Below are 20,923 nucleotides of genomic sequence, written 5' to 3'. Positions count from 1 at the left end.
AACGCACACTCATCGCGTCAGTCGTTTCCCGAATGGCGGGCAACCCAGGCGATCGTGAGCGCGACGACGAGCGGGATCAGCCGCTCGGCGGCGTCGCCCGGCGTGTGGGGCAGCCAGTGCAGGATCACGGTCAGCCCGAAGCCGGCGAGCAGGGTTGCCAGCGTGCCACGCGCGCCGACGCGATAGCCGAGCACGCGCATGAGCAGCAGCGGGCCGAAGGCCGAGCCCACGGTGTGCCAGGCGAACAGTACGCGGGTGAAGATGTCCTCTGCGACGAAGATCGCCAGCAGGGCCGCCGCGATGCAGAGCAGGACCACGGTGACCCGGGATACAAGGAGACTCGAGGTACGCCCCGGCGTGCCCGCGTTCCAGTCGTGCGCCGCCGAAGAGGCCGCCACCAGCAACTGGCTGTCCGCGGTGGACATGATCGCCGACAGCACGGCCGCCAGCACGATACCGGCGACGAAGGGCGGCAGCGCCTGCGCCGAGACCTCGAACAGCACCTGCTCACCGTCGGCGATGTCGTAGAGCACCCGGGCGCAGAGCCCGAGCAGCAGCATGCCGGCGTAGACCAGCACCGCCCAGGAGATGGCGATGACCCGTGCCTGCCTGAGCGACCGCTCGTCGCGCAGCGCCATGAAACGGTTCACCACGTGGGGCTGACCCGGATAGCCGAGGCCGATACCCAGCGTGCCGAGCACGAACGCCACGCCCATGGCGCCGGTGAACGGACCCGTCAGTGACAGCTCGACCGGCGAAGCAGTGGCTGCCAGCCGGGGCGCGAGTTCGCCGACGCCGCCGAGTGCCACGAGCGCCGCGGCGGGTACCAGCACGGCCGCGGCCACCATCATCAGCCCCTGCACCATGTCCGACACCGAGACGGCCCAGAACCCGCCGAGGAAGGTGTACGCCAGCACGATCGCCACGCCGGTCAGGATGGCCGCCTCCCGGGGCCAGCCGAAATGGGACTGGAATGCCTTGCCCGCGCCTTCGAACTGGGAGGCGATATAGAAGATGAAACAGAACAGCACGATCACGGCGGCCACCCGCAGCACCGTCTTGCGCGCCGCGCCGAACTCGGCCGGCGCGATGATCTCCGCCAGCGTGATGGCGCCGGTCTCCCGGGACAGCACCCGCAGGCGCGGCGCGATCAGGAACCAGTTGATGAGGAAGCCGCTCAACGTCGCCGGGAACAGCCACAGCGCCGACAGCCCCCAGGAATACGCCGCGCCGCTGACGGCCAGCAGCGTCCAGGCCGAGGACGAACTCGCCGAGCCGCTCAGCGCCGCCAGCCAGGGCCCCAGCCGCCGGCCGCCCAGGAAGTAGTCGGTGTTGTCCCGGTTGCGGCTCTGTGCCCATACGCCGATGCCCACGAGCGCGATGCCGTAGGCGATCAGGGTGTAGAGGATGACGTCGTTCTGCTCCATGCGCCGGCCATCTTACTGCAACACCCGTAGGAGGGCCTTCAGGCCCGACCCGGCTTTCTATCGGCGTTGGCCCGCCATCGGGTGGGGTGTCCTGCTGGGGACGCTCATGTGGGAGGGGCTTTAGCCCCGATCATTGCTTGAGATGGCCGAGCGCTAATCGGAGCTAAAGCCCCTCCTACATGCCCATCGAGGCCGTGCCGAATTCAGGACGACCCCGCCACCCTTGCCCACCCGCTGACAGGCCCGTAGCCGAGAGGTCTGGTACCAGTCAGCAGACGTCACTGACTGGCGGATCCGCTCGGCCACCAGGAGGCGGCCGTCATGCGGGGGTATCCATCGCCGCGACCTTTTGTCGGGAGCAAGATGGATACCCCCGCATGACGGCCAGGAAAGAACGAGAGGCGGGCAGGACGGTACACTCTGCCGGATGCATGACGCCGGCTGGCAATTCTGGATCGACCGTGGCGGCACGTTCACGGACGTGATCGGCCGTTCGCCCGCCGGCGAACTGGTCACCGCCAAACTGCTGTCCGAATCACCGGGGCAGTACGACGACGCGGCCGTCGAGGGCATCCGCCGGCTGCTTGCCGCCGCCGGCGATGCCGGGGCCCGTGTGGATGCCGTGAAGATGGGCACCACCGTCGCGACCAACGCCCTGCTCGAGCGACGGGGCGAACCGGTCGCCATGGTGGTCACCAGAGGCTTCCGCGACGCGCTCGTCATCGCCTACCAGAACCGGCCGGATATCTTCGCGCTGCACATCCGGAAGCCCGCCCCGCTGGAGACGGAGATCATCGAGGCCGAAGAGCGGGTCGGCGCCGACGGTACGGTGCTCCGGACGCTGGACGAGGCGGCGCTGCGCCGGGACCTCGCGGCGGCCCGGGAGCGCGGCATCACGGCGGTGGCCGTGTGCCTGGTGCACGGTTATCGCTGGACGGCCCACGAAGAGCGCATCGCCGCCATCGCCGCGGAACTCGGCTACAGCCAGATCTCCGTGTCCCACGAGACGGCCCCGGTCATCAAGTTCGTGAGCCGTGCCCAGACCGCGCTGGTGGACGCCTATCTCTCCCCGGTGCTGTATCGCTACGTGGAGCGGCTCGGCCAAGCACTGGCGCCGGTGGCGGCGCCGGAGCGGCTGCAGATGATGCAGTCGAGCGGCGGGCTCATCGATGCGGCACGCCTGCGCGGCAAGGACGCGGTACTGTCGGGTCCCGCCGGCGGCGTGGTAGGCATGGTGCAGACGGCGAGCGCAATCGGCCTCGAGCGGCTGATCGGCTTCGACATGGGCGGCACCTCCACCGATGTTTCGGCCTGGGCGGGCGAGTACGTGCGCACCCTGGACTCCGAGGTGGCCGGGGTGCGCCTGCGCGCGCCGATGATGGAGATCCACACCATCGCGGCGGGCGGCGGCTCGGTGCTGACCTACCGGGACGGGCGCTTCCAGGCCGGCCCCGAATCCGCCGGCGCCGACCCGGGCCCGGCCTGCTACCGGCGCGGCGGCCCCGCCACGGTGACCGATGCCAACGTGGCCCTCGGCCGCATCCCGGTGGCCCACTTCCCCGCCGTGTTCGGGCCCGGCGGCGACGAGCCGCTCGACCGGAAAGCGAGCCTGGCGGCGCTCGAGGCGCTGGCGGAGGCCGCCGGCGCCGACACCGGCCGGACGCCGACCGCCGAGGAGGAGGCCGAGGGAGTGGCCGAGGGCGTGGCCGAGCAAGTCGCCGAGGGCTATCTCCGGATCGCCGTCGAGAACATGGCGAACGCCATCCGCCGCATCACCGTGGAACGCGGCGAGGACGTACGGGACTTCACGCTGTGCTGTTTCGGCGGCGCCGGCGGCCAGCACGCCTGCAGGGTGGCCGACGTCCTCGGCGTGCGCTCGATCTGGCTGCATCCGCTGGCCGGCCTGCTCTCGGCCTACGGCATGGGGCTGGCCGATCTCATCGCCTCGCGCACCGAGAGCATCGAGATACCGGTCGAAGACGCGACGGACACGGCGAAGGCGGCCCGGGCCAGGCTGACGACGGAGTGCCGGGACGAACTCGCCGCCCAGGGCCTGGCCGGCGACGCGCTGGAGGTCGCGGTGCGCTACGGCCTGCGGGTGGCCGGCAGCGACACGATACTCACCGTCCCCGGCGGCAGCCCGCAGGACGTGGCCGCGGCCTTCGCGGAGGCCCACCGCACCCGTTTCGGTGTGGCGCCCGGCGACGAACCCCTGGTGCTCGCCTCCATCACGGTGGAGGCCCGGGGCCGCGACGAACTGCCGCGGGGGTTCAGCGGGCCGGGAGCGACGGACGCGCCGCCCGAGCCTCTCGAACACACCGAGGTCTGGCTGCAGGGCGGGTACCGGCGCGTGCCCGTCTACGACCGCGCCGAACTGGGCGCGGGCCAGCGCATCCCGTCGCCGGCCATCGTCATCGAGGACAACGCGACCACGGTGATCGAGCCGGGCTGGGAGGGCGAGCTCAACGAGCACGGCCATCTGCTGCTGACCCGCCGCGAGGCGCCGGCCGCCGAGCGGGTCTCCCGCGAAGCGGACCCGGTGATGCTGGAGGTCTTCAACAACCTCTACATGCACATCGCCGAGCAGATGGGCGCCGTGCTGCGCCACACCGCCCATTCGGTGAACATCAAGGAGCGGCTGGACTACTCCTGCGCCGTGTTCGACCGGGCCGGACGGCTCATCGCCAACGCGCCCCACATGCCGGTGCACCTGGGCTCGATGGGCGACAGCGTCGCCGCCGTCATCGATGCCAACGCGGGCGACGTGCGCCCCGGCGACGCGTGGATGCTGAACGCCCCCTACAACGGCGGCACCCATCTGCCCGACATCACGGTGGTGACGCCCTATTTCCCCGGCGGTGACGCCGCAGAGCCGGCTTTCTGGCTCGCCTCGCGCGCCCATCACGCCGACGTGGGCGGACTCACGCCCGGCTCCATGCCGCCGGCGAGCCACCGCATCGAAGAGGAAGGCGTGCTGCTGGACAACGTACGCCTCGCGCGGGGCGGCGAGCTGCAGACCGAGGCGGTCCTCGAGATCTTCCGCGGCGGTGACTGGCCCGCCCGCAACCCGCGGCGCAATCTGATCGACCTCAAGGCCCAGCTCGCGGCCAACGAGGAAGGCATACGCCAGCTCGACCGCGCCATCGACCGCTACGGCGCCGGGACCGTGCACGCCTACATGGATCACGTGCGCGAGAACGCGGCCGCCAGCGTGCGCCGCCTGCTGGCCCGCCTGCACGACGGCGAGTTCGTCTACGAGATGGACAGCGGCGAGACCATCCGGGTGAGCGTCCGCGTCCGGGACGGCCGCGCGCTGGTGGACTTCACCGGCACCAGCCCGCAGTCACCGAGCAACTTCAACGCGCCGGAGTCGGTGACCCGCGCGGCGGTGCTGTACGTGTTCCGCACGCTGGTGGCAGAGCCCATCCCCCTGAACGCCGGCTGTCTCGAACCGCTGGATATCCGCGTGCCGCCGGGCACGCTGCTGAGCCCCCGCTATCCGGCGGCCGTCGTCGCCGGCAACGTGGAGACCTCCCAGTGCGTCACCGACGCGCTCTACGGTGCCCTCGGCGCGCTGGCCGCCTCCCAGGGCACCATGAACAACCTCACCTTCGGCGACGACGAGCACCAGTACTACGAGACCATCGCCGGCGGCGCCGGCGCCGGGCCGGACTTCGACGGCGCCGACGCCGTGCAGACCCACATGACCAACTCCCGCCTCACCGACCCGGAGGTGCTGGAAGGCCGCTTCCCGGTGCTGGTGGAGGAGTTCTCCGTCCGCACGGGCTCGGGCGGCTGCGGCCGGCAGCGGGGCGGCGACGGCTGCCGACGCGTCATCCGCTTCCTGCAGCCCATGGGCGTCTCCATACTGTCCGGTCATCGGCGCGTGCCGCCGTTCGGCCTGGCCGGCGGCGGCGACGGCGCCGTGGGCCGCAACCGCCTGCGCCGCGCAGACGGCCGCATCGAGGAACTGGCGGCGGTGGACACACGCGAGGTCGGCGTCGGCGACGCCGTGATCATCGAGACGCCCGGCGGCGGCGGTTACGGCGCGCCGGCACACGAGGAACCGGATCATGACGACTGAGACTTCCGCTCTGAGACTGTGGCGCCGGCTGTCGCGCTGGCCGCTGGGCCGCTGGCTGTTCACCCGCGCGGTGTGTCTGCGCGCACCCTACTTCTCGTCCATCTCGCCGCTCATCCTCGAGATCGAGCCGGATCACGTCACCGCGCGGGTGCGCAAACGGCGCAAGGTGAAGAATCACATCGGCACGGTGCATGCCCTCGCCTGCGCCAACCTCTGCGAGCTCTGCGCCGGTGTGCTGATGGAGGCGGCCATCCCCGCGGACCGGCGCTGGATCCCGCGGGGCATGTCCATCGAGTACCTCGCCAAGGCGGCCACGGACGTGACGGCGACGGCCCGCCTGCCGGAGACGCAGTGGGACGACGGCGAGGACGTGGCAGTGGAGGTGTCCGTGCGCGGAGAAGACGGCACCGAGGTGGTGCACGCGGTGATCCGCATGTACATCACGGCGCGGCCGGCCCGCGCCTGATCCGGGCGGTCTTCAGCCCGCCGCGGCGCTGGCGCCGGCGAAGGCCGCGGGGCTGATCCGCGCCCCGGCCGGTTCCTGCACCAGCGACCACACCAGCATCTCCGTCTCGCCGACGGGCCGGAAGCCGATGATGAGGCCGACCGAAGGCCTGCCCTGCTGGGCGGCCGTATTGGTGGAGGAATTGCAGCGCACGAACCACGCAGCGCCGCCCCGGCCGGCGAAGGCGCCGTCCGCCTCCAGCGCCTGCAGAAAATCGCCCACCCGGCGCTCCACCGCCTGCCACAACGCGCGCTCGCTGCGGCGGAACAGCACCCAGCGCGTGGACCGCTCGACGCGATGCAGGACGAACTGGATCAGTCGCTCGGTACCGAGTCGTCGTGCGCCGCCGAACACGCTGCCGGTGAAGGTGACGTCTCCCGTCGCACGCACCCGCCGGTCGTCGCCGCGGCGCAACGTCTGCACCCCGTGGCGATGCAGCGCCGCCGCTTCCGCATCGTCCAGTTCCACCGCCGGACGCAGATCGCGCAGGAACGCCGACCCGTCGGCCGGGGACGTCCAGACATGACCGCTGTCGTCGTTGCGGGCCAGGATGCCGGCCAGCGCGCCGCCGACCGCCACGATGCCGTCGTCCGGCCGGCGCCGGTCGGTCATGCGCGGGAAGTAGGTCAGGAGCTGCGGGCTGCGGAAGCCGTCCCGCCGCAGCGCCAGATCCAGCTCGGCGAAACTGCGGCAGGAAGCCGGCGGGTCGACGATGAGCATGGCGCCGCGGCGCTGACAATAGCGCTCGGCCGCCATCAGGAAGGCCGGCCCGGGATCGCGGCCGCCGCCCATCGGCGGCGCGTAGAGGAAGCTGAAGTGCGCCGCGCCTTCCAGCGCGAACAGCCCGGTATAGTCCCGCGCCGAGCCGATCAGGTCGTAGTCGGTCAGCGGCTGCCCGTCCGTGCCCGGCTCGCCGGCCTGAACGTAGGAGACCACCCGGTCCGCGCCGCCGGAACGGGTGGCATCCGGACGGCATTCGGGCAAGGGGCCGGCAACGCGCACCAGCCGGGAGGTAAGCAGACGATCGCGGACGTTGTTCTCGGCGCCCTCTGCGCAGGTGAGGCCGCGGAAGATCTCCTGGTCGTCGATCAGGCGCGTGCGCGGCGACAGCCGCTGCACCGTCAGATTGAAACGGCTGCCGTCGGTGCCCGGGCGTCCGTCGATGCCGTCATAGTCCACGGAGGCGCGGAACGTCTCGCCGGCGCCCGGGCTGAGCGCCGCCAGCGTCAGACCGGCATCGCCGGCCGGCAGCGTGAGCCTGGCGCCGCGGGCACCGTTCGCCACGCGGACCACGATCGCGCGCCGGCCGCCATGAGCGAAGAACTGCTCTACGGCCGGGCCGAGACTGCTCAGCCGCCAGTGGCCGCCGAAGCGGCGGGAGAACTCGGAGAAAGAGCCGACGGTGACGGGGTGGTTGATGGGGCCGCAGAGCGCGCGGCCGATGAAAGCGGCGGTGGTATCGGGACCAGTCGGTATGGACTGATCCTCGGCCGGCATCTCCCCCACGGTGATGCCGGTGTCGGTCGAATCGCTCAAATGCCGATCGCCCCTGGTGCCTCAGCGTCCAGGCCCTGATTCTACGGCCTGCCGCGGGGAGTTACCATGCCGGCAGGCATCGACCGGGCCCGCCCATGCAGACACCGCGCGGCTACAGCTATCTCGAACACTCCCACGGCGGGCTCAACCGTCTGCCGCGGGAGTTCCTCGGCCTGTTCCCGACGCCGCTGGAATGCCGTCGGACCGACCGGCTGCCGCTCTGGATCAAGCGGGACGATCTCACCCATCCCGACTACGGCGGCAACAAGCTGCGCAAACTCGAGTATGCCCTCGGCCAGGCGATCGCCCGGGGTCATCGCTCGGTGGCCACCTTCGGCGCGGCGGGCTCGAACCACGCGCTGGCCACGGCCGTGCATGCCACCAGCCTGGGTCTCGGCTGCACCTGCCTGCTGGGCCCCCAGCCGGCAAGCCCGGCCGTGCGGCGCACGCTGAACCGGCATCTCGCGCTGGGCACCGAGCTGGTGCCCTGGGGCGGCAGCCGGGAGCAGCGCCTCGCGCTGTACCGGGACCTGTTCCGCGGCCCGGATACCGCGCACCGCCCCTGGGTCATCCCCATCGGCGGGTCCACCTGGCACGGCACCGTGAGCTACGTGAATGCGGCTTTCGAACTCGCCGCCCAGGTCCGCGCCGGCCAGGCACCGGAACCGGAACGCGTCTATCTGCCCCTCGGCACCATGGGCACGGTGGCCGGGCTTGCCGTCGGGCTCAAGGCTGCCGGCCTGTCCAGCCGCGTCGTCGCCGTCCGCGTGGTCATCGAGAAGGTCGCCGACGAGGCGCGCACCCGGCGGCTCGGCGCGAAGACGGCCGCCCTGCTGCACCGGCTCGATGCATCCTTCCCGCCCGTGCGCGAGGACGAGCTGAACCTGGAGGTGCGCGACGAGTTCCTCGGCGAAGGCTACGCCGTGCCCACCGCGGCGGCGCGCCGGGCGGTCGAGCGGGCGGCGACGGAACTCGGTCTGACGCTGGAGACCACCTATTCGGGCAAGGCACTGGCCGGCCTGCTGGCTGACGCGGACGCCGGGCGTCTCGACGGCCGCCCGGTGCTGTTCTGGAACACCTACAGCTCGGCACCGACGGACGCACCCGCCGACCACCCGATCCGCCCGGGCCTGCCGGAGCCGCTGGCGCGCTATTTCGAATCCAACAGGTAGGAGGGCCTTCAGGCCCGATTCCGCTCTTCCCGGCCGATATCACCTTCTCTTGACGTTGGCACGCCATCGGGCGGACACGGGCCGCGGGGACGCTCATGTGGGAGGGGCTTTAGCCCCGATCTTCGCTTGAGGTGGCCGAGCGCTAATCGGGGCTGAAACCCCTCCTACATGCCCATCGAAGTCTGCGCTGCATCGAGGACGACCCCGCAACCCGTGTCCGCCCGCAGGGCGGCCAGGAAAGAACGGAGTCTGGCAGGGCCGGGTCGGGCCTGAAGGCCCTCCTACAGGGCTTTCAGCTGGCGGCGGGCCATCAGGGTGCGCCAGTTGTCGAGTGAGTGGAGGTGGGAGTAGAGGCAGGACAGCTCGCCGGAGCGGTGCCATCCGTAGATGGTGTCCTTGTCCAGGTCGGTGAGTTTCTTCGCATCCACGCAGACGTAGCTGGCCAGTGTCTGCTGCTCGCTCGCGCCCGTCGGCGTGTAGGTGGCCTGCTGGGGCGTCAGCAGCTCCAGGTCGCGGAGCCGCTCGCACAGCTCGCGGGTACGCGCGCGCTCGGCTTCGTACTGGGAACAGAACTGCACCATCTGCTTCGTGTGCTCCGAGAGCTCGCCGCCCTCGAAGAAGGGATAACGGGGCTCGGCCGTGACGGCGGCCGACTTGCGGTCGATGAGCAGCGCCCCGCGGCCCTGGTCGTCCGTGGCGAGGCCGAAGGGATAGCAGCGCAGATACGACGGCACGTAGCACATCGGGTCCCACTGCCCCTGCTCGTCCACGAACAGGTTGGTGTCGTCCAGGATCGCGGTCACCGCCAGCGGCACCGGGTCTTCCACGGACGAGAAGACGATCGGATAGTGACGCTGGGCGGTGGCGAACTCCGGCAGCGTCAACGGGATTGCACGGACGTTGCGCACGAAGTCATAGGGGCGCTCCGGCGGCGTCAGCCCCAGCGCACCGTGCTGCTCCGGGGTCAGCAGTTCCGGCTGCTCGTAGAGGAACGCGCTGCCGGTCAGCACCGGCTCGGCGCCCTGTTGCGGTTCATCCGTCATCCTTTTTCTCTCCTGGGTCATTGCCGCCTTCGCCCGGCCGCACCGGGACGCCCTTCTCCTTGTCGTCTTTCGCCGGTGCCTGGTCCTCGCGGGACTCGCGGGATTCCTCTTCCTTGCGGTCGATCTCCTCCAGCATCACCTTCAGCCATTCACTGATGTCGCTCACTCGACCCCGGCCTCCTGTTGTGTCTCGCCCGCGTCAGCGTCGGGGTCCGATTCGATCATCATCTCGTCGATGAGCTCGGCCACTTCGGCCAGCGTGGGTGCGTCCGGATCCGGCTCGACGACATTCGCCACCAGGCGCACGCGGCGCGCCAGCTCGTTGTCGTCCCGGCTCAGCACGCGGATGGGGACGCCCCTCGCATCGGCGGCCGCACGCCGCGCGTTCGCGCGCTCGTGTTCCTCGGCGAACGCACCCGATTCCTGCCTGGCCCGCTCCATCAGCTCCTCGAGGAGCGCGTCCCGATCACGCTCGTCCTCCGCCAGCATCGGATGCGACTCCATATAGAACTCCCCCGCCCGGCGGCCGTAGAGCAGCGGCTGATTGACGATGGTGACGGGCGTGCCCCGATCCACCTGTTCGTACAGGGTCTCGATGTTCTCCGGGTAGAGCCGCACGCAGCCGTGACTCACCCGCATGCCCACGCCGTAAGGCTGGTTCGTGCCGTGGATCAGGTAGCCCGGCATGTCGAGCTGCAGTACCCGGTTGCCCAGCGGGTTGTCCGGGCCCGGCTCCACCACCGCCGGCAGCGGCTTCCCCGCCTCGGCGTGTTCCTGGCGCACCGACCAAGGCGGATACCACACCGGATCCCGGGCCTTGTCGATCACCTCGGCCGTGCCGGTCGGCGTCTCCCAGCCCTCGCGGCCGATACCGATGGGGTGGGTGATCACCGTCTGTGCCTCGCCTTCGTCCGCCGGCGGAAAGTAGAACAGGCGCTTGGCGGCGATGTTCAGCACGATGCCCTCGCGGGGCGCGTCCGGCAGCACGAACTGGGTGGGCAGCACCACGATAGCGCCCTCGCCCGGCAGCCAGGGGTCCACGCCCGGGTTGGCCTGCACGAGTTCGTCGTACCCCAGGCCGTAGGCACGCGCGATGTCCGAGAAGGTGTCGGACTCCCGCGCCTGGATGATCTGCACCTCGCCGACCACGCTCTGGCCCGGCGACGCCAGCTCGAAGCGGTCGGCTGCGATCGGCTCACGTTCCTCCAGCGTGTCGATCCAGCGCACGTTACCCTCGGCGGCTTCCTGACCGCCGGTCGCGGCGCAGCCGGCCAGTGCCAGGCCCATGACGGCGGTGACGAGCGTGCCGGTCGGGCGGCGAACTATGGGACAGCGGGTGGTCATCGCGGGGATTCTAGCGGATGGCGGCAGTGGCCGCCTCAGACCGCCAGTCCGAGGTAGTACAGCGTGGCCAGGAACGCGAGCACCATCAGCGCGAGCGCGCCCAGGTTCAGCGCGGTCCGCCAGACGGAGCGCCGGCGGCGCACGTCCCGCCGTATCGACTCCGCATCGGCGCCGCCGGGCCCGGCCGGGTTGAGGCGCCAGCGCTGTCCACCCTGCCGGGGCACCGGCGTGAAGTACTCCCGCCAGCCTTCCAGGATGCGCTGGGTGCGGCCCATGTCGACGGCTGCCCCGCGGGCGATGCGCAGCACCGACAGCCCCTCCGGCGGCCCTTCCTCGAGGACCGCGGCGATGCGCTGGATGTCCGAAGACAGGCGGCGGTCGAACAGCAGGGGGAACGAATAGGATCGATTCATGACGGCATGGCTGTGTCGGTGTCAGGGTTGCCGCGGGGCGGACGCCGGCAGGCCCGCAGGGCGAGCGGCCAGCGCACCCGGCGCGGTCCCGGCCCCCAGAGCGCCTCCAGGCGCCCGGCGACCTCGGCCAGCGGATCGCTGCCGGTCGCCTCCCGGCAGCGCGTCAGCGCCGACCAGGTGGAGAGATAACCGAGCATCTGCCCGGCCTGCCATTCCGCCTCCATGTGGAAATCCGGCGTCTCGATCTCCAGCCACGGCATCCCGATGGTGCCATAACCCGCCTCGATATGCCGGCGCTCGGGCGGCCACCAGGGGCCGAGCGGCCCGCGGTAGAACTCGAGCACCAGCGCGTCGACGGCGGGATCGACGGTGCAGAGTTCGTAGCACCACGCCGCCAGCAGTCCGTCGTCCGCGAGCACCCGGCCCGCCTCGGCGAAGAACCGGTCCCGGTCGAACCAGTGCAGTGCCTGGGCCACCGTGATCAGGTCGGCCGAGGCCTCCGGCAGTCCGGAGTCCTCCGCCGGCGCCACCCGGAAGCGCACGCCCGGCAGGGCCGGCGCCCGGCGGATCTGGGCCTCGCTCGCGTCGGTCGCCTCCACCCGGCGGAAACGCGCCGCCAGGCCCGCCGCCGCCTGCCCGCTGCCGGTGGCGCAATCCCACGCCATGCCGCGGCCGGGGGCCGCGGCCGCCAGCCAGTCGAACAGCGCCTCCGGATAGCGGGGCCGGTAGCGGGAGTAGTCGCCGGAGACGCCGGAGAAATGATCGCGGAAGCTCATGCCGAAGCTCGGGCCGAAACTCAGGCCGAGAAGTCCCGTATCCAGATCCAGCCTTCCCGCGCGGCCAGCGCACGGTCGGACGGCGGCGGGCAGTGGCCGGCGAGGAAGTCGGCCCCGGCCAGCGCCGCCAGTGCGGCGTCGAGCACGTCGGCTGCATCCAGCATCAGACCGCGATGCTCGCCCGGGTCGAGTTCCGTGGCGAGACCGTCGAGGATGACCGTCCGCAGCTCGCGGGCGGCCGCCGGCTTGTAGCGCCGGGCGGGCAGACCGCGGGCGAGCAGCACGGCGGCGGGATAGACCTCGATGGCCGCGCTGGCGGCGAGTGCCGACGACCAGGCGAGCGGGATGGGCTCGGCGCGCAGTTCGCGCAGCGCGCCGAGCACGCCCAGGGCCGCGACAGCGGTGCGGGCGATGCGGTCTGCGCCCACCTCCAGCGGCTGCTTGCCGAGCCGGCGGCGCACGAACTCGTCGGTGGCGCGGCGAAAGAGGCGATTCGGCTCGGTCTGCCTCAGCGCGGCTCCGGCCCGGTGGGGTGCGATCGTCTCACCGAGCGCGGCCGGCCAGCCGAGTGGCGCGTCCAGGCAGAACAGCGCCGGCCCGTCGCCTGCAGCCGCTGTGGCCAGGCGGGCGACGGAACCGGGGCCGTCGCCGAGGGCGGCGTGAGTCACCCGGTAGCGCTGCGCGTCCCGGGTGATCCCCACCACGCCGGTCTTGCGCGGGTCGGTGGCGCAGTCGATGCCGACAATGGTCTGAACCTCAATGGTCTGCTCCCCTATGGTCTGCTCCCCTATGGTCTGCTCACCAATGGTCGGGACCATGGTGTCGTCGCCGGCGGTCACAGCGCCACCACGGCGTCGGGGCCCACCGCGAACACCCGGTCACCCGGCGCCGGCCGGATGTTCTGTCCGCCGGTGAAGGTGCCGAAGGCCGGCAGCACGGCGTGCTCGTCCCGGAACCAGAACACGGGCAGGCGCAGCCGGTCGGCGCCGGTACGCAGGCGCACCGCCGGATGCAGGTGGCCGCCGAGGCCGTAACCGCGACCGTCGGGCTCCGGCTCGTGCTGCAGCACGAAGGGCGGTTCCGGCCGGGGCTCGGCGAACCAGCGGATCCGCGCATCGAGTCTCTGCCGCGTCGCGGGCCGGTCGTGGTTGCCGGCGACGATGCTGACGGCCGCCTCCACGCCGTCGAGCCAGGCGGAGATCGCGTCCAGCCAACGATCCGTCTCGCCGGGCGGCGCATGGGTAAAGTCGCCCAGCACGACGAGTTCCCCGGCGCCGAACTGCGCCACCAGCCGGGCCAGGCGCTGCAGGTCCGATTCGGTCACGCCGCCGGGCACGGCCAGACCCGCCCGGCCGAACGTCCATTCCTTGCCGAGATGCACATCCGCTACCAGCAGCATGCGGCGCCGCGGCCAGTACACGGCCCGGTCGTGGTGCAGCAGCAACCGCTCGCCGGCGCAGTCGATCGGCACGGCGCCGGCGGACGCCTCGGGTGCCACCGCGCTCATGCGCTCTTCCGCCGCCGCTCGGCGGCGCGCTCGAGGCTGGCGGCCATGCGCTCGACCCGGTCGCGCCAGGTCTCGTTGGAGAGGATCTGGCTTTGCAGGCGCTCCGCCCACAGCGGGAAGGCCAGCGGCGTCAGCCGGTCCGGCCGCTCGATGACGATGTCCTTCCGCCCGATCGACGTCAGCGTCTCGCGCATGCGCCGGGCCTCGAGCTGGTTCTCCAGCACCTCCCGGCGGGCCTGGTCCAGCAGCAGGTTGTCGCTGTCGTAGCGTTCCAGCACGTCGAAGATGAGTCCGCTGGAGGCCTGGATCTGGCGGGTCGACTTGCCGCGGCCGGGATAACCCTGGAATACCAGGCCGGCGATGCGGGCGATGTCACGGAACCGGCGCCTGGCGATCTCGCTGGTATTCATGCAGGCGAGCAGATCGGCCTCCAGGTCGCCGGGCGCGAACAGCCCGGCGAGGCGCTCCTCGTCGATGGCCGGCTCCTCGCTGCAGAGCAGCTCCAGGCCGTAGTCATTGGCCGAGAGCGTGAAGGTGGCGGGCGTCTCGCGGGACAGCCGCCACGCGATCAGGGTCGCGAGCCCCTCGTGCACCAGCCGGCCGGCGAAGGGATAACAGAACAGACTGACGCCCTCGCGGCTGCGGGTGACCTCCACCAGCAACTCGCCGGGCACCGGCAGCCGGGACCAGCGCCGCTGCAGGTCCAGCAGGCCGGCAACCGCGGTGACCTCCGCCGGATCGTCCGCGCCGGATCCGGCCGCCGCCAGCACCTCCAGCACGCTGTCCGCCAGCTCGGTGGACAGCGGCATGCGCCCGCCCTGCCAGCGGGGCACGGTGCGCTTGCCCTTTTTCGCCCGCCGCACGTAGGCGGTCATGTCGCGCACCTGAGCGAGCTCGACCAGACGGCCGGCGAACAGGAATCGATCGCCCCGTTCCAGCCGGGAGACGAAGGACTCCTCGATGGTGCCGAGCGAGCCTCCCGTCAGCCAGCGGATGTTCATCGCGGTGTCGCTGGCGATGGTGCCGATTCCCATGCGGTGGCGCTGGCCGATGCCCCGGTCCGTCACCCGGTAGCGTCCGTCCACGGCCTCCACGCGCCGGTACTGCGGATAACCCTGCAGCGCCTGGCCGCCGCGGGTGACGAAGTCCATCACCCAGCCCCATTCGGTATCCGAGATGCCGGCGAAGGCGTGGCTACGGCCCACCTCCGCGCGCATGGCCTCCGCCTCGAAGCCGCCGCCGAGCGCGACGGTGACCAGGTGCTGCGCCAGCACGTCCAGCGAGCGGACCAGCGGCCGGCGTGCCTCGATGCGCCCCTGCTCCGCCGCCCGGCGCGCGGCCGCGATCTCCACCAGTTCGAAGGCGTGGGTGGGCACGCACAGCACTTCCGAGACGGCGCCCGGCTGATGGCCGCTGCGCCCGGCACGCTGCAGCAGCCGGGCGACGCCCTTCGGGCTGCCCACCTGCATCACCTGGTCCACCGGGCTGAAGTCCACGCCCAGGTCGAGCGACGAGGTGCACACGACGCAGCGCAGCTCGCCCGCCCTCAGGCCGTCCTCGATGCGCTGCCGCAGCTTGCGGTCGATGGAGCCGTGATGGAGCGCGATGCGCCCCACCCAGTCCGGCCGCGCATCCACCAGCCCCTGGAACCACAGCTCCGCCTGGGAGCGGGTGTTGGTGAACAGCAGCGTGGAGCCCTTCGACTCGATGGCCTCGACCACCGCCGGCAGCAGCCGTATGCCCAGGTGGCCGGCCCAGGGGAAGCGCTCGAGCGTCTCGGGCAGCACCGAGCGGATGCGCACGGTCTTCGGCGCCTGTCCGCGCACGAGACGGCCCTCCGCGCCCGGGCCGAGCAGCACGTCCCGGGCCTCGGCGAGGTTCGCCAGCGTCGCGGACAGCCCCCAGGTCCTGAGCCCGGGCGCGATGCCGCGCAGCCGTGCTAGGCAGAGCTCCAGCTGCACGCCCCTCTTCGTGCCGAGCAGCTCGTGCCACTCGTCCACCACCACGCAGGCGAGTCGCCGGAACCAGCTGGCGCCGTCGGCGTAGCTCAGCAGCACCGACAGACTCTCGGGTGTCGTGACCAGGGCCTCGGGCGGCCGTCTGCGCTGCCTTGCCCGCACGGACTGGGATGTATCGCCGCTGCGCACCTCCACCCGCCAGTCGCTGCCGAGGGCGGCCGCCGCCTCTGCCAGGTTCTGCCGGGTATCGACCGCCAGCGCGCGCAGCGGCGTGATCCAGAGCACACGCGGAGCGCCGTCCGCGCCGCCCGCCGCCGCAGCCTCCGCCAGCGGGCCGAGCCAGGCCGCCAGCGACTTGCCGCTGCCGGTCGGCGAATGAATCAGCCCGGACTCGCCGGCGAGGTAGGCGTCGCATGCCTCGCGCTGGAAGTCGAACAGGCGCCAGCCGCGCTCGTCGAACCACGCCTGCAGCCGCGCATCGAAATCGCCTGTCACACTTGCCGTCAAATTCTCGCTCACGAGGGCACCAGCGCCCTCAGGCTCTCGATGTCGTCGGCGTCATCCACGCTCAGGTCCCGGCGCCAGCGGGCGATGCGGGGGAATCTGAGTGCCACGCCGGACTTGTGGCGGCGCGAGGCATTGATGCCCTCGAAGGCGATCTCGAACACCTGCTCCGGCCGGACGGAACGAACGGGCCCGAAGCGCTCCACCGTGTTGCGCCGGATCCAGCGGTCCAGCTCCCGGATCTCGGCGTTGTCCAGGCCGGAGTAGGCCTTGGCGATGGGCACCAGGTCGCCGTCCCGCCAGACCGCGAAAGTATAGTCGGTGTACAGGTTGGCCCGCCGCCCGTGTCCGGGCTGTGCATAGATCATGACGGCGTCGACGGTGTGGGGCGCCACCTTCCACTTCCACCACAGACCCCGCTGGCGGCCGGTGCCGTAGGGCGAGTCCAGCGCCTTCAGCATCATCCCCTCCACCCGGCGCGCCCGGGACTCGCCGCGCAGCGCGGCATAGTCCGCCCAGTCGCTGGCATCCACGACCGGCGAGAGCCTGAGTGTCTCGTGTGCGGCCGGCACGACGTCCGCCAGTGCCGCACGGCGCTCGGCCAGCGGCCGATGCCGGAGGTCATCGCCGCCCTGCTCCAGCAGGTCGTAGGCGAGGAAGACCACGGGCACCTCCGCCAGCAGCTTCGCGCCGACGCGCTTGCGGCCGATGCGCCGCTGCAGCGCCGCGAAGTCCATCACGCCGGTCTCGGCGTCCCAGGCCAGGATTTCGCCGTCCAGCACCGTGCCGTCGGGGAGCACTTGCGCCGCATCTCGTACCTCGGGGAAACGGTCGGTGATCAGATCCTCGCCCCGGGACCAGAGAAAGCCGCGGCCGGCGCGGCGCACGAGCTGGGCGCGGATGCCGTCCCACTTCCACTCCACCTGCCAGTCCGCCGGCGTGCCCGGCAGGTCCGTGGGACGGTTGTCGTCCAGCGGCGCGGCCAGGCAGAAGGGATAGGGCCGGGAGACATCCGCCTCGCCGTCGTCCGGCGACATCAGCCGCTCGAAGAATCCCGCGTCCGGCTCCCATTGCCCCATCAGGCGATGCAGGATCACCGGCCGCGGCAGGCCGGCGGCCTCGGCCAGCGCGCGCGCCGCGAGCGTGCGGGAGACCCCCACCCGGAATGCGCCGGTCAGGAGCTTGTTCAGGAGGTAGCACTGCTCGTAGTCCAGGGTGGCCCACCAGCGCTTCACCCGCTCGCCCTGCTCGTCGGCGTCCAGCCCGCGCAGGGGCAGAATCTCCGTCTCCAGCCAGTTCGCCAGCGAACGATCGTCGGCGGGTGCCGCGCGGCCCGCGTCGGTCAGCAGCGCGATGGTCTCCGCCAGGTCGCCCACCGATGCGTAGGTGTCGTCCACCAGCCAGTCCGGCAGGTCCACGCTCTCGTACAGCCACTGGCGCAGGCGGGCCGGCCCCACCAGCCGCTTCATCCGGCGGCCGGACAGGAAGTAGACGGCCCAGGCGGCGTCCGCCGGCGGCGCGTCGGAGAAATAGCGCACCATCGCCGCCACCTTGAGGTTGGTGGAGGTGGTCTGGTCCAGCTCCTGGTAGAGGCGGCTGAAGTCATGCATGCCGGTGCCGCCCACTACTGGTCATCGCCGCTGCCCTCGTACAGAGTCTCCAGCGCGGCCGCGTCGACACCCCGCTCCCGCAGCAGGCGCACCAGCGCATCCGTGTGGCCGTGGGTGGCCAGCACGCGGGAGGCGCCGGTCTCCTCGATGGTCCGGAGCAGCGACGGCCAGTCCGCGTGGTCGGAGAGCACGAAGCCCCGGTCGTAGCCCCGCCGGCGGCGCTGGCCGCGGATGCGCATCCAGCCCGAACAGAAGCCGGTGCTGGCCTGGCGGAAACGGCGCATCCAGGTGCTGCCCGCCGCGCCGGGCGGGGCGATGATCAGCTCGCCGGCGTAGTCCCCCTTGCGGCGGAGGTCCACCTTCTCCGTCGGCAGCATGGCGACGCCGGCCTCCCGATAGACGGCCACCAGCGCGTCCACGGCGCCGTGCACGAATACCCGCTCGTCGGTGAATGCCGCAAGCTCGGCCAGCACCCGCTGGGCCTTGCCGAGCGCGTAACAGAACAGCACCGACGGCCGTCCGGAGCCCGCGTTGCCCTGCCACCAGTCGTGGATCTCGGCGGCGGTCTCGCGACCCGGCTTCCAGCGGTAGATCGGCAGCGCGAACGTGGCCTCGGTGATGAAGGTGTCGCAGGGCACGACCTCGAACGGCGCGCAGGTGGGGTCGGCGTCCCGCTTGTAGTCGCCGGAGACCACCCAGACGCCCTCCTCGCCCTCGATGCGGATCTGCGCGGACCCGAGCACGTGGCCGGCGGGATGGAAGGAGACGGTGGTGTCGCCGAATGCGAGGCGCTCGCCCCAGCCGACCGGGCGGATGTCGGCGTCCGCGCCGAGGCGTTTCCTCAGCAGGCCGACGCCGGGCGCCGCCGCGTAGTAGACCTGCGAGCCCGGCCGGGCATGGTCAGCGTGGGCATGGGTGACGAGCGCCGTCTCCGCCGGACGCCAGGGGTCGATGTGGAAGCCGCCGGCCGCGCAGGCGAGGCCGGTGTCGGTCGCGCGGACCAGCACGCCCCGGGTCAGGACTCCGGCTTCTCGATGGCCGGCGGCGCGCCGCAATCGGGAGTCTTGCCGGCGGCAAGCGCCTCGTTATACAGCTTCAGCGCCACCGGGTAGTGCGCGACCAGCTTGTCGATGCGGTCCTCGCTGGAGGGGTGGGTGGAGAGGAACTCGGGCGGCTCGCCCTTGTTCTTCGCGCGCATGTTCTTCCACAGCTCCACGCTCTCGCGGGGGTCGAAGCCGGCGCGGGCCATGTACTCGATGCCGACGATGTCCGCCTCTCGCTCCTGGGTGCGCGTGAACGGCAGCGTGATGCCGAGCTGGGCGGCCATCTGGATCGCGGTGGAGGCGCTCCGGTTGGCCATGGCCGTGCCGCCGACGATGGCACTCAGAAAGCCCACCGTGTAGCCGGTGGCCGTCGCCCGCGAGGCGCGCTCGTTGGGGTGGCGGGCGGTCACGTGGGCGACCTCGTGGCCCATGACCGCGGCGAGCTGGTCGTCGTTCTCCGTGACGCCGAGCAGGCCGGTGAACACCGTGATCTTGCCGCCGGGCAGCACGAAGGCGTTCACCTCCGGCCGCTCGACCACCGCCAGCTCCCAGTTCAGCGCGGCCATCTCGCCCTCGAGCTGGCCGACGATGGCATTGGCGACGCAGGCGACGAAGTCGATGGTGGCCCGGTCCGTCGACAGCGGCATCTCCGCCCTCAGCTGGGTGAAGGCCGCTTCTCCCTGGGCCTGGAGCTCTTCGTCGGACTTCAGGATCAGCTGACTGCGCCCCGTCGGTGACGTGGCGCAGGCGGTTGCCAGGACCAGGCTCGCGGCGATCACGCCGGCCGCGGTCAATCGAAACAATTGGAGCGAACGGGTCTGCTTCATGGCAATGCTCGTCGGGTCTCGGTGTTCATTCAGACTGGCCGCGCCCGGCCGAGTTCCGGCCGCGGCGCCCCGGGGGAAGGCTCCGGAGAGCTTCCCGCCGGATTCTAAACCAGCCCGCCGCCGGGCGCTCAGCGCAGGTAACGGCTCTCCTGCAGGCGCCGCCACAGGATGTCGGCAGCCCGCTCCGCGAGGGCATCCATGGAGTGCAGCACCTTCTTCGGCAGCGGCTGCTTGATCTCGTAGGTGACCTTGTACACGTCCCGGTCCTCGACGGCCTTCACCAGCAGCTCGTCGCTGGTGGCGAGCTCGTCGGCCAGCGACAGCGCGATGGCCTGGGTGCCGTACCAGTGCTCACCGGTGGCCACCTTCTCCATGTCCAGGTCCGGCCGATAGCGGCCGACGGCGTCCTGGAAGAGCGTGTGCACCTCCTCGAGTTCCTGGCGCAGCTTGTCCCGGTCCTCTTCCGTGTTCTTGCCGAACATCGTGACCGTGCGCTTGTACTTGCCGGCGGCGATCTGCTCGAACTCCACACCGTGGTTGTCCAGCATGCGGTTGAAATTGGGCAGCTGCGCCAGCACGCCGATGGAACCCAGGATGGCGAACGGCGCCGCCACGATGCGGTCGGCGATGCAGGCCATGAGGTAACCGCCGCTGGCGGCCACCCGGTCCACGGCCACGGTGAGCTTCACGCCGGCCTCGCGCAGACGCACCAGCTGGGAGGCCGCCAGGCCGTGCTCGTGAACCATGCCGCCGGCATTCTCCAGCCGCAGCAGCACCTCGTCGCCTTCACCGGCCACGGCGAGCACCGCGCTCACCTCCTCGCGCAGGGCGGCGACGCCCGTCGCCTTGATGTCTCCCTTGAAGTCGACCACGAAGGTGCGGGGCCGGGACTCGTCGCTCTTCGCGGCGCTCTTTGCGGCCTTCTTGGCCGCCGCCTTCTCGGCCTTGGCCAGCGCCTTGGCGGCCTTGCGGTTGACCACGCTGCGCTTGAGCGTGCCTGCCAGCTTGCGGTAGCGCTCGTTCAGGTTCTCGACTTTCAGGCCTTCGCCACCCGAGACCTTGCGCGACGCTGCGGCGCCGGCGGCGATGATCACCAGCACGGCGGCGACGAAGGTGATTGTCTTGGCCAGAAACAGGCCGTAGTTGGCGAAGAAGTCTTCCATCCGGGAGTCCC

17 protein-coding genes are annotated in these 20,923 nt (G+C 71.4%); 3 read left to right on the top strand and 14 right to left on the bottom strand.

All coding sequences use genetic code 11. The annotated features are described in order from the left end of the window. Positions 1-17: 17 nt before the first annotated feature. Positions 18-1,427 carry a sodium/proline symporter gene (locus ACJMK0_RS06205; protein ID WP_405236542.1) on the bottom strand — a complete coding sequence of 470 codons (1,410 nt, stop codon included), beginning with the start codon at positions 1,425-1,427 and terminating at the stop codon, positions 18-20. Between the two features lie 427 nt (positions 1,428-1,854). Here ACJMK0_RS06205 and ACJMK0_RS06200 point away from each other — a divergent pair, with 427 nt between their 5' ends. Both ACJMK0_RS06200 and ACJMK0_RS06195 read left to right on the top strand, forming a co-directional pair. Further along, positions 1,855-5,511 (top strand): hydantoinase B/oxoprolinase family protein, encoded by a 3,657-nt coding sequence (locus tag ACJMK0_RS06200; RefSeq protein ID WP_405236540.1) that lies wholly within the window; start codon positions 1,855-1,857, stop codon positions 5,509-5,511. Continuing rightward, positions 5,501-5,977, top strand: a complete 477-nt coding sequence (locus tag ACJMK0_RS06195; protein WP_405236538.1) for a hotdog fold domain-containing protein — start codon at positions 5,501-5,503, stop codon at positions 5,975-5,977. Before ACJMK0_RS06200 ends, ACJMK0_RS06195 begins: the two co-directional genes overlap by 11 nt. A 12-nt stretch (positions 5,978-5,989) precedes the next feature. Here the strand turns inward: ACJMK0_RS06195 and ACJMK0_RS06190 are convergent, their stop codons facing one another. Further along, entirely contained in the window at positions 5,990-7,552 is a 1,563-nt protein-coding gene (locus tag ACJMK0_RS06190; RefSeq protein ID WP_405236536.1) for a hypothetical protein, read from the bottom strand. A 95-nt stretch (positions 7,553-7,647) separates the two neighbouring features. On the opposite strand from ACJMK0_RS06190, the gene ACJMK0_RS06185 reads away from it, so the two are divergent. Beyond that, positions 7,648-8,724: a 1-aminocyclopropane-1-carboxylate deaminase/D-cysteine desulfhydrase gene (locus ACJMK0_RS06185; RefSeq protein WP_405236534.1), complete on the top strand. Its 1,077-nt coding sequence runs from the start codon at positions 7,648-7,650 to the stop codon at positions 8,722-8,724. Positions 8,725-9,005: 281 nt separating this feature from the next. Here ACJMK0_RS06185 and ACJMK0_RS06180 read toward each other — a convergent pair whose 3' ends face one another. From ACJMK0_RS06180 to sohB, 12 genes are all read right to left on the bottom strand, one after another. Then, entirely contained in the window at positions 9,006-9,767 is a 762-nt protein-coding gene (locus ACJMK0_RS06180; RefSeq protein ID WP_405236532.1) for a SapC family protein, read from the bottom strand. Then, positions 9,757-9,933: a hypothetical protein gene (locus tag ACJMK0_RS06175; protein WP_405236530.1), complete on the bottom strand. Its 177-nt coding sequence runs from the start codon at positions 9,931-9,933 to the stop codon at positions 9,757-9,759. Before ACJMK0_RS06175 ends, ACJMK0_RS06180 begins: the two co-directional genes overlap by 11 nt. After that, positions 9,930-11,111: a L,D-transpeptidase family protein gene (locus ACJMK0_RS06170; protein ID WP_405236528.1), complete on the bottom strand. Its 1,182-nt coding sequence runs from the start codon at positions 11,109-11,111 to the stop codon at positions 9,930-9,932. The genes ACJMK0_RS06175 and ACJMK0_RS06170 overlap by 4 nt, the downstream gene beginning before the upstream one ends. Positions 11,112-11,146: 35 nt before the next feature. Continuing rightward, positions 11,147-11,524, bottom strand: a complete 378-nt coding sequence (locus ACJMK0_RS06165; protein ID WP_405236526.1) for a hypothetical protein — start codon at positions 11,522-11,524, stop codon at positions 11,147-11,149. Then, a complete protein-coding gene (locus ACJMK0_RS06160; RefSeq protein ID WP_405236524.1) occupies positions 11,521-12,300 on the bottom strand; it encodes a class I SAM-dependent methyltransferase in 780 nt (259 codons plus the stop codon). The genes ACJMK0_RS06165 and ACJMK0_RS06160 overlap by 4 nt, the downstream gene beginning before the upstream one ends. A 20-nt stretch (positions 12,301-12,320) precedes the next feature. Further along, positions 12,321-13,139, bottom strand: a complete 819-nt coding sequence (locus ACJMK0_RS06155; protein ID WP_405236522.1) for a DUF429 domain-containing protein — start codon at positions 13,137-13,139, stop codon at positions 12,321-12,323. Further along, the gene (gene pdeM, locus ACJMK0_RS06150; RefSeq protein WP_405236520.1) at positions 13,136-13,807 is read right to left on the bottom strand and encodes a ligase-associated DNA damage response endonuclease PdeM; all 672 of its coding nucleotides are present in this window, start codon (positions 13,805-13,807) and stop codon (positions 13,136-13,138) included. The genes ACJMK0_RS06155 and pdeM overlap by 4 nt, the downstream gene beginning before the upstream one ends. Then, positions 13,804-16,284, bottom strand: a complete 2,481-nt coding sequence (locus ACJMK0_RS06145; RefSeq protein ID WP_405236518.1) for a ligase-associated DNA damage response DEXH box helicase — start codon at positions 16,282-16,284, stop codon at positions 13,804-13,806. The genes pdeM and ACJMK0_RS06145 overlap by 4 nt, the downstream gene beginning before the upstream one ends. Further along, positions 16,281-17,879, bottom strand: coding sequence for an ATP-dependent DNA ligase (locus ACJMK0_RS06140; protein WP_405236516.1), 1,599 nt, complete (start codon positions 17,877-17,879; stop codon positions 16,281-16,283). Before ACJMK0_RS06140 ends, ACJMK0_RS06145 begins: the two co-directional genes overlap by 4 nt. 14 nt (positions 17,880-17,893) lie before the next feature. Continuing rightward, complete coding sequence (locus ACJMK0_RS06135; protein ID WP_405236514.1) at positions 17,894-18,886, bottom strand: ligase-associated DNA damage response exonuclease; 993 nt, start codon at positions 18,884-18,886, stop codon at positions 17,894-17,896. Between the two features lie 8 nt (positions 18,887-18,894). Next, positions 18,895-19,749: a M48 family metallopeptidase gene (locus tag ACJMK0_RS06130; protein WP_405236512.1), complete on the bottom strand. Its 855-nt coding sequence runs from the start codon at positions 19,747-19,749 to the stop codon at positions 18,895-18,897. A gap of 128 nt (positions 19,750-19,877) precedes the next feature. Continuing rightward, positions 19,878-20,912 carry a protease SohB gene (sohB, locus tag ACJMK0_RS06125; protein WP_405236511.1) on the bottom strand — a complete coding sequence of 345 codons (1,035 nt, stop codon included), beginning with the start codon at positions 20,910-20,912 and terminating at the stop codon, positions 19,878-19,880. Between the last annotated feature and the right edge of the window lie 11 nt (positions 20,913-20,923).

The sequence above is a fragment of the Lentisalinibacter orientalis genome, assembly GCF_040706535.1.
GTDB lineage: Bacteria > Pseudomonadota > Gammaproteobacteria > Steroidobacterales > Woeseiaceae > Lentisalinibacter > Lentisalinibacter orientalis.
The sequence above is the reverse complement of the archived record's forward strand: the minus strand, read 5'-3'. Positions and strand labels throughout refer to the sequence as shown.